Here is a 9,584-nt window from a genome sequence, read left to right on the forward strand (position 1 = left end):
TGATAGGTCAGAGGTGTAAGTGTGGTAACATATTTAGCTGACTGATACTAATAGGTCGAGGGCTTGACCAATAAAAAACAGGCTTAAAATTAATTCATGTGCAATTTTCAGAGAATACTCTGAAATCTGGTGATGATGGCGTAGAGGAAACACTCCTTTCCATTCCGAACAGGAAAGTTAAGCTCTACAGCGTCGATGGTACTGCATGGGAGACTGTGTGGGAGAGTAGAACGTTGCCAGGTCATTAAAAAGACTTAAGAATAAATTCTTAAGTCTTTTTTATTTTATGTAGGTCTTATTCGTTATGAAAGTATGTTTAATTAAAGATTTAAGGATTAAGATCTAGAGATGGGGATAAATATAGATAGAGATGTTAGAGATCTATAGAAAATTATATAAAGTTTTATTATATATATGAAAAGTTATCAACAGTGTAAAGAAATAATAAAGTAATTAATGTTGATAACTAGATATATTTGTGGATAATAATTTGTTAGTTGTGGACTATATTATTAGTTAACAGAGGACAAGTAAAGTGAAGATAGTAGTAATATGAAATTTGAAGAAATATCTACTTAATAATCTATTTATAACTTTTAGCTTTAATTACAAACTTATATAAAGTGGTATTGTTTTAACATGTTTTATAAATATTTTCTTTACTAAAAAATATATTAAAATTATTTCTATAACGTATATTTTAATATTAGAATGTTGTTATAGTAGTAAGATTAATAAAACATAAAGGGGCTCGCGTTTCGCGAGCCCCTTTATGCTTCTATATTACAATCTATATTACAATCTATATTACAATCTATATTACAATCTATATTATGATTTTTTTATACTTAGATTTACTATATTAAAATATCTTTTTTAGTAAAGTTAATATGTGCTATCACATACGCTATTATTGCAGTTATAATCATACATATTATTCCGTTAGTTGTTGTTAATTTAGGGTTTTGATACATTAATGCTAACTTGGAATTTACTAAACTACCAGCATCGGCATAAGTTGTAAAAAGTATATGACTAATATCTCTTAGGGAACTAATTGCTTGAGTTCCTATTGCCAAGAATATAGTTGATATTACTGAAACAGCCATTGATGTCATACTACTTTTAAATATAGTAGATATCATAAAAATAACTGAACAAGCTGATAAAATAAATAGTGATTGAAAGCCTAATGTTCTTATAGCACTTTCGGTATTAGTAACCATTTTAGAAGTATCGGGAACTTGTTGCATTAACATTTCTCCTGAAGATTGATCAAACACTTTTTCATACTTTTGTTCAATTCTAACAGGATAATCTGATGCATTAACATCACTTGTCATATTAACAACCGTCATACCAACTAATTGAGGTATTAATATTAATGATAATATTGTAATAACTGAAACAATAAATTTAGATAATAAAATTTTTCCTCTTTTAACTGGTTGCACAAGTAAGAATTTTAATGTTGCTGGAGTACATTCGCCTGAAACCATATCACTCATAAATACAGCAATTCCTGCTATTAATACTCCTAAGCCAAAGAATTTATTAAGAGTTTTTAAAAAATTAAATGCATGGTATTCCCAACCTTGTAAAGGCTTTATATTATTATTCTTTAAGTATTTTAAGTCATCTAATTGCTGTTTTGATTCAGCATACCATTTTTTATTCCATTCATTTAGACCATCTTCTTCATATTGTTTGATAGTATTTTCAGTAGTTTCTATTGATTCATCTAATTGTTTTTTCCACGCATCTTCAGAGATTCCGTTTTTAAGTATTTCCTTATTATCTTCTATTTGCTTTAAAAGACTAGTTTCTATTTCTTTAGAACTTTGGATCCATTGTGGGTCTCCATCAGCTTCAGCTCTTTTTATATCATTTCTTATATGAACTAATTGTTCTTCAGCTTGGTCTATTTGATACTCAGGAGAAGTCCATTCTTTCATATGCTTATCGTTCATCCATGTACCAAAAGCAGTTATTCCAATAAACACTATAAACAATCCAAAGACAATCCAAGTCTTAGATCTTTTAAAGATTTTAATAAATTCATTTTTTATAAGAGTAAATAACATTATCTAATTCCTCCTTCAACTAATTCCATATATCTTTGTTCTAAGCCTTTACGTATCTTAAATATCTCTTGTATATCATAGTTGTTGTTAACAAGATACTTAATTAATTCAGGAGTTTTATTTGATAATAATATTATTTCTATTCCATCATCAGTTTTTCTAGCAGAATTTATATAGTCAATAGATAATAATTTGTTAGTATCTATTTCTTGCAATAATCTTAAGCAAATTATATCGGTATCAGTTTCCATAGATTCATTTATTACATTTTCTACTGATTTTATAGTCCCATGATTAATAAATGCTACTCTATCACAAAGATGTTGAACTTCTGAAAGGATATGTGAAGATATAAATACAGCCATTCCTCTTTCTTTAGCAGCTTTCTTAACTACTTCTCTAAAATCTAATATTCCGGATGGATCTAATCCATTAGTAGGCTCATCTAAAATAAGAAGTTTTGGATTAGATAGAAGTGAAGCAGCCAAGCCTAAGCGTTGTTTCATACCTAGTGAGTATTTTCTAACTTTATCATCTATTCTATCTTCAAGTCCTACTAATTTTATAGTTTCATCTACTTGAGTTTTAGGAATATTTCTAATTCTAGCAATTTGCATTAAATTTTCTCTTCCTGATAGATATTTATATAATTCAGGATTTTCAACTACAGCACCAACTTCATTTAAGGCATTTTCTGTATCATTTTTTAAATCATGGCCACAGATACTGATGCTACCTCCATTTGGATTTATAAGTCCAACTAACATCCTTATAGTTGTTGTTTTTCCAGCTCCATTTGGTCCTAAGAATCCAAATATTTCTCCTTCTTCTATGGAAAAAGAGATATCCTTTATTATTTCTCTTTTGCCCAGCTTCTTTTTAAGTCCTTTTACCTCTAAAACCTTCAATTTATTACCTCCCTTAAGTTATCTATTAATAATTTTAGAGTTAAAATCTTAATTTAAAGGGATATAAAACCTTAATAAAACCTTAATATAGTCTTAAGATATATTTATAGTTAAATTTCGATATATAATTGTAATATTTTTATAGAATTTATGGTAAAAAGTCGATTGATGTAGGTTTTAAAAAGTTAATAAATAATCATATGTAAATATATGATGAAAAACATAGGATATTAAGGATTATCGTATTACGGATTCAATGGAAATTAATGTAACGCGATGGTATAATTATCAACATGAGAATTATGTTAAGTTCAAGGGAGAGATTTGTATGACACAGGTGGTAAAGGGTAAGGTTAAAAATGGACAACTTGTAGATATAGACATCGATTTATTTCATAAAGGGAAAAATTATAGTAGTTATAGATTTATGGGAGCTCATTTAGTAAGTGAAAAAAGGAAAAAGGGAGTAAGATTTACAACTTGGGCACCGAATGCAAGTGAAATCTATGTTGTAGGAGAATTTTGTGATTTTAAACCGGAAGAAGAGTTTAAAATGGAGAAGGTTAATAAAAGAGGAGTATGGTCAATATTTATTCCAGGCTTAAAGGAAGGAACTAAATATAAGTACTATATTATAAATAAGAATAGCTTAAAGGGAGTATATAAAGCGGATCCTTATGCAACCTTTTCAGAGCTTAGACCTAATACTGCATCAATAGTTAAAGATGAATGTAAGTTTAGATGGTCAGATAAGAAATGGACAAATAAAAGAGAAAAAATGGATATACTAAAATCTCCAATAAATATTTATGAGATGCATTTAGGATCATGGAAAACTAAGGATGGCGAATTTCTTACATATAAAGAATTATGTGATGAGCTACCTAAGTATTTAATTGAAATGGGATATACTCATGTAGAATTTATGCCATTAGTAGAACATCCATTAGATGCTTCTTGGGGATATCAAGGAATAGGTTACTATTCCGTTACAAGTAGATATGGTAATCCAGAGGATTTAAAAGAATTAGTAAATATACTTCATAAAAATGATATAGGGGTTATCCTTGATTGGGTACCAGGACATTTTTGTAAGGACGAGCATGGATTATATCACTTTGATGGTAGCCCAACTTATGAATATCAAGAAGGCTGGAAGGCTGAAAATAAAGGATGGGGTACAGCTAATTTTGATTTAGGTAGACCAGAAGTAAAGAGCTTTTTAATTTCTAATGCACTATTTTGGATGAGAGAGTTTCATATAGATGGATTGAGGGTAGATGCTGTATCTAATATGCTTTACCTGAATTATGGAAGAAATGAGGGTGAATGGAGGCCAAATAAATTTGGTGGAGATGGCTGTTTAGAAGGGATAGAGTTTTTAAAAGAGTTAAATACAGCTGTATTTGGTGAGTTTAAAAATGTTCTTATGGTTGCAGAAGAATCAACATCATGGCCAAATGTATGTATGCCGATTGAAAATGGTGGATTAGGTTTTAATTTTAAATGGAATATGGGATGGATGAATGATACTTTAGAGTATGTAGAAATGGATCCTGTATATAGAAAATATCATCATAATAATATGACTTTTTCCATGATGTACAACTACTCAGAAAACTTTATACTACCAATATCACATGATGAAGTTGTTCATGGTAAAAAGTCCTTAGTAGATAAAATGTGGGGCGATTATTGGAATAAGTTTGCTGGATTAAGGTTATATTTAGCCTATATGATGGGGCATCCAGGGAAGAAATTAACATTCATGGGATACGAGTTTGCTCAATTTATAGAATGGAGAGAGTATGAACAGTTAGAGTGGAAGTTAATTGATAATTTTGAAATGCACAAATTAACTCAGGATTATTGTAAAAGTCTAAATAGTTTTTATAAAGAACATAATGCTCTTTGGGAATTAGACTATGATGTTAATGGATTTGAGTGGATAGATGCGGATAATGCTAATCAAAGTATATTTGCATTCATAAGAAAAGGAAATAAAGCTAAAGATACATTAATATTTGTTTTCAACTTTACTCCTGTTGTTTATCATGATTTCAGAATTGGAGTACCTTATAATGCAGAATATAGCGAGATATTTAATTCTGATAAAAAGGAATTTGGAGGGTCTAATCAATTAAATGAGGATGCTATATTATCAGAGAAAATACAATATCATAACAAGCCATACTCTATTACGTTAAAAGTACCGCCTATGGCTGTTTCTGTATGGTCTGTTAATAAGCTTATTAAGGAACCTGAAACAAATACTATAGAAAGCAAAGAGATAATAGAAAATTAAAAAATAACATAAGATTGAGTGGGGGGATATAAAATTGAATATTTTGATAGTAGCGTCAGAAGCACATCCTTTTATTAAAACTGGTGGATTGGGAGATGTTATTGGTGCTTTACCAGTTGCATTAAAGGAATTAGGCGCAGATGTAAGAGTTGTGATTCCTAATTATAGAGATATAAAAAAAGAAATAAAGGAAGACTTAAAGTATATAGATAATTTTACTGTAAATGTAGGATGGAGAAGTCAATATTGTGGAATCTTAGAATATGAACATGATGGAGTTAAGTTTTATCTTTTAGACAATGAGTATTACTTTAAGAGAGATGGATTGTACGGATATTATGATGATGGAGAAAAATTTGCTTTTTTTGATAGAGCAGTTTTAGAATTTGTAAAGCATATAGATTGGGTACCTGATATATTACATTGTAATGATTGGCAAACTGGAATGGTGCCAGTGTTACTTAAATTGGAGTATAGCAAAGAAGAAAAATTTAAAAATATGAAAACAGTACTTTCAATTCACAATTTATTCTTTAAAGGTATGTTTAATCCACAAGTTTTACCAGAGTTATTTGGATATGACTATGAAGCATTTAACAATGGAAGCTTAGAGCATTATGGGGCTGTTAGTTTCTTAAAGGGTGGAATTAATTATGCAGATAAAGTTTCTACAGTAAGTAAGAGTTATGCAGAAGAAATTAAGACTCCAGAGTATGGAGAACAGTTAGATGGATTACTTAGATATAGGGGTTCTGCATTACAAGGAATAGTAAATGGTATAGATTATAAAGAATATAACCCAGAAGAGGATAAGTATATATATTCTACTTATAGTGCTAATGATTTTGAAAATAAAAAAATTAATAAAGAAGAATTACAAAAAGAATTAGGGTTACCAGTAAATAAGGATGTTCCAATGATTGGATTAGTATCTAGATTAACGCATCAAAAGGGTTGTGATCTAATAATTAATATATTAGAAGAATTACTTAAGGAAGATGTTCAAGTTGTGATATTAGGTACTGGAGATTATATGTATGAAGAAAGTTTTAAAAGCTTCCAAAGTAGACATCCTAAAAAGGTTAGTTCAAATATAAAATTTAGTAATGAATTAGCACATAAGATTTATGCTGCATCAGATATGTTTTTAATGCCGTCATTATTTGAACCTTGTGGACTTGGACAATTAATTGCACTTAGATATGGAAGTGTCCCTATAGTTAGAGAAACTGGGGGTCTAAAAGATACAGTAATTCCTTATAATGAGTATGATGAAACAGGCAATGGATTTGGATTTAAGAATTATAGATTTGATGAGCTTCTTAATACAACAAAATATGCCCTAAGTATTTATAAAGACAAAAATAAATGGAATAGCATTGTTAGACAAGCTATGAGTGCAGATAATAGTTGGGAAAAATCTGCGAAAGAATATATTGAATTATATAATGAAGTAATTTCTAGCAATGATAATAAATAAATTTTAAAAGACTAAGATATGAGTATAGGAGAGAGGGAAGAGAATATGGGAAAAAAAGAAATTGTAGCGATGATTTTAGCTGGTGGACAAGGATCCAGATTAGGAATATTAACTAAGAATATAGCAAAACCTGCAGTACCGTTTGGAGGAAAGTATAGGATTATAGATTTTCCTTTAAGCAATTGTTCGAATTCAGGCATATATACAGTAGGTGTACTAACTCAATATAAACCATTAGATTTAAATTCCCATATAGGAATAGGGGATCCCTGGGATTTAGATAGAAGAGATGGAGGAGTATCAATATTACCACCATACCAAGAAGAAAAAGGTGGAGATTGGTATAAGGGGACTGCTAATGCAATTTATCAAAATATAGAGTATGTAGATAGATATGATCCTGAATATGTTTTAATACTTTCTGGTGACCATATATATAAGATGAATTACGATAAAATGTTAGAGTTCCATAAAGAAAATGGAGCAGATGCAACAATTGCAGTTATAGATGTTCCGCTAGAAGAGGCTAGTAGATTTGGAATAATGAATACTAGAGAAGATAATACAATATATGAATTTGAAGAAAAGCCTAGTGAACCAAAGAGTACTAATGCATCAATGGGAATATATATATTTAACTGGGCAGTATTAAAGAAGTTCCTAAGAGAAGACGAAAATGATCCATCTTCAAGCAATGATTTTGGTAAAAATATAATACCTAAAATGCTTAATGAAGGAAGAAAGTTAATGGCATATCCATTTAAGGGATATTGGAAAGATGTTGGAACTATAGATAGCTTATGGGAAGCTAATATGGATTTATTGAAAATAGATAATGATTTGAATTTATATGATAGCGAATGGAAAATATATTCACAAAATCAAGTAAGACCAGCTCAATATGTAGGGGATGAGGCTAAGATAGTAAATTCTTTAATAGTAGAAGGTTGTATAATCAATGGTAAAATAGAAAATTCCGTAGTATCTCAAGGTGTATATGTTGGTAAAAATACAGTGATAAGAGATTCAGTGATAATGCCAAATGTAGAAATTGGAGATAATGTTGTAATAGATAAAGCTATAGTTGGAAGTAATGCAATAATAAATCATGGCTGTAGCATTGGTAATGGAGATTCAATAGAAGTTGTTGGAGCTTATCAATATATAGTTAATGAATCAAATATAAAGTTAAAAGAGATTTGTTTAGATGATGAAGTAGTTAATGTTTAAGGGGGCTGGAAGAATGAATAATTGTTTAGGAATAATAAATTTAGATGAAAACCAAAGCAGAATGGGAGAATTAGTAAGAAATAGAACTTTGGCATCAGTACCTCTTTCTGCAAGATATAGAGTTATTGATTTTGTATTATCTAATATGGCTAATTCAGGAATAGAAGGAATAGGAATATTCACAGCTAATAAATCAAGATCATTAATAAATCATCTAACCAATGGTAGACCATGGGATTTGCATAGAAAAAAAGATGGTCTTAGAGTATTTAATTTTGGAGATTATGATCCTGACTATGATGATGTTCATAACTTTATAGATAATATTGAGTTCATTGAACAAAGTAGAAAAGAATATGTACTAATAAGTCCATCATATATGATATGTAATATAGATTATAATGAAGTATTAAAATATCATAAGAAGTCTAAAAATGATATAACAATAGTATATAAAGAAGTAGAAAATGCAGATAAAAAGTTTTTGGAATGTGAAGTTTTAAATATAGGCAGTGATAATAGAGTAATTAGCATTGGTGAAAATATAGGTAGAGAGAAAATCGCAAATATAAACATGGAAATGTATATTATGAAGAGGGAGTTATTTACTGATATTATTCATGAGTGCATAAAAACTGGAATTCATAGAAAAATAAAAGGCTATATAGCTTCAAATCTTAATAAGTTTAAAGTGGGAGCATATGAATTTGATGGATATTTATCTTGTATAAATTCAATTAAAGCATATTTTGATACTAATTTAGATATTCTAGATCAAAATATAAACAAAGAGTTATTTTATAATAAAAAGCCTATATTTACTAAGTCACAAGATGAACCTCCAACACAATATACAGATATGAGTTTAGTATCAAACTCTATAATTGCTAATGGATCATATATAGAAGGAGAAGTAAAGAACTGTATAATTGGTAGAAGAGTAGTTGTTGGAAAAGGAGCAAAGCTTGAAAATTGTGTTATAATGCAAAACACAGTAATTGGTCCTGATGCTGTAATGGATAGGGTTATAGCTGATAAGGGAACTGTAGTGAATGAAAGTCAAATAATTAAAGGTACAAATAATTATCCTGTAACTATTCAAAGAGCAAAAGTTGTTTAAGATAGAAATATAACAAGAAATAATAAATATATAAATCTATATAGTAGCTATTGAAATAAATCTAATAGTTACTATATAGGTGAAATATAATAACAAATGTTCCGGGTGTATCAATAGTATTATATATTAGAAAAAAAGAGATTTATTAAGTATAAGTAATATAATTCGATGTAAATATCGTATTTTGTAGAAATAAGTATTAATATAAGTGGTAAGATTAATCTCGTTCCAAGCGAGGAACAAAACATATTAAAGAAATCATTAAAACAATAAAAAATATGTTGACAATGATAACTTTAAGTGATAAGATAATAAAGTCGCTTGAGGGCGATGAAGAAAATGGTCTTTGAAAATTGAACAGAAAATAAGTTAAGTAAAATAAACCAGCAATTCTTTTAGACGTCTTAAAATTAAGACTCAAAGTAATTTGAGCGAAGAGATTAAACTTTTTATTGAG

Annotated in this window: 6 protein-coding genes and 1 rRNA gene; 5 read left to right on the plus strand and 2 right to left on the minus strand. The window is 28.9% G+C overall.

What is annotated here, in order from left to right; genetic code table 11:
* Positions 1 to 125: 125 nt before the first annotated feature.
* Positions 126 to 242: ribosomal RNA gene (gene rrf / locus I2E83_RS17720) — 5S ribosomal RNA — on the plus strand.
* Between the two features lie 615 nt (positions 243 to 857).
* On the opposite strand, the gene I2E83_RS17725 is transcribed toward rrf, so the two are convergent.
* Positions 858 to 2,084 (minus strand): ABC transporter permease subunit, encoded by a 1,227-nt coding sequence (locus I2E83_RS17725; protein ID WP_195266905.1) that lies wholly within the window; start codon positions 2,082 to 2,084, stop codon positions 858 to 860.
* Positions 2,084 to 2,992, minus strand: coding sequence for an ABC transporter ATP-binding protein (locus tag I2E83_RS17730; protein WP_195266906.1), 909 nt, complete (start codon positions 2,990 to 2,992; stop codon positions 2,084 to 2,086). The genes I2E83_RS17725 and I2E83_RS17730 overlap by 1 nt, the downstream gene beginning before the upstream one ends.
* A gap of 328 nt (positions 2,993 to 3,320) precedes the next feature.
* On the opposite strand from I2E83_RS17730, the gene glgB reads away from it, so the two are divergent.
* The 4 genes from glgB to glgD are packed head-to-tail and all read left to right on the plus strand — an operon-like array spanning position 3,321 to position 9,127.
* Positions 3,321 to 5,297, plus strand: a complete 1,977-nt coding sequence (gene glgB, locus I2E83_RS17735; protein WP_195431367.1) for a 1,4-alpha-glucan branching protein GlgB — start codon at positions 3,321 to 3,323, stop codon at positions 5,295 to 5,297.
* A gap of 34 nt (positions 5,298 to 5,331) precedes the next feature.
* Positions 5,332 to 6,777 (plus strand): glycogen synthase GlgA, encoded by a 1,446-nt coding sequence (gene glgA / locus I2E83_RS17740; protein ID WP_195266908.1) that lies wholly within the window; start codon positions 5,332 to 5,334, stop codon positions 6,775 to 6,777.
* 45 nt (positions 6,778 to 6,822) lie between these two features.
* The gene (locus I2E83_RS17745) at positions 6,823 to 8,007 is read left to right on the plus strand and encodes a glucose-1-phosphate adenylyltransferase (RefSeq protein ID WP_195266909.1); all 1,185 of its coding nucleotides are present in this window, start codon (positions 6,823 to 6,825) and stop codon (positions 8,005 to 8,007) included.
* A 13-nt stretch (positions 8,008 to 8,020) separates the two neighbouring features.
* Positions 8,021 to 9,127 (plus strand): glucose-1-phosphate adenylyltransferase subunit GlgD, encoded by a 1,107-nt coding sequence (glgD, locus tag I2E83_RS17750; protein ID WP_195266910.1) that lies wholly within the window; start codon positions 8,021 to 8,023, stop codon positions 9,125 to 9,127.
* Positions 9,128 to 9,584 lie beyond the last annotated feature (457 nt).

The organism is Clostridium sp. D46t1_190503_E9 (assembly GCF_015555225.1).
In the GTDB taxonomy this organism is placed as follows: domain Bacteria; phylum Bacillota; class Clostridia; order Clostridiales; family Clostridiaceae; genus Clostridium.

What these genes read in the sequence shown, in the direction of transcription:
- I2E83_RS17725 (WP_195266905.1), bottom strand. Translation starts at nt 2,084, where the DNA reads ATGTTATTTACTCTTATAAAAAATGAATTTATTAAAATCTTTAAAAGA.
- I2E83_RS17745 (WP_195266909.1), top strand. Translation starts at nt 6,823, where the DNA reads ATGGGAAAAAAAGAAATTGTAGCGATGATTTTAGCTGGTGGACAAGGA.
- glgB (WP_195431367.1), top strand. Translation starts at nt 3,321, where the DNA reads ATGACACAGGTGGTAAAGGGTAAGGTTAAAAATGGACAACTTGTAGAT.
- glgD (WP_195266910.1), top strand. Translation starts at nt 8,021, where the DNA reads ATGAATAATTGTTTAGGAATAATAAATTTAGATGAAAACCAAAGCAGA.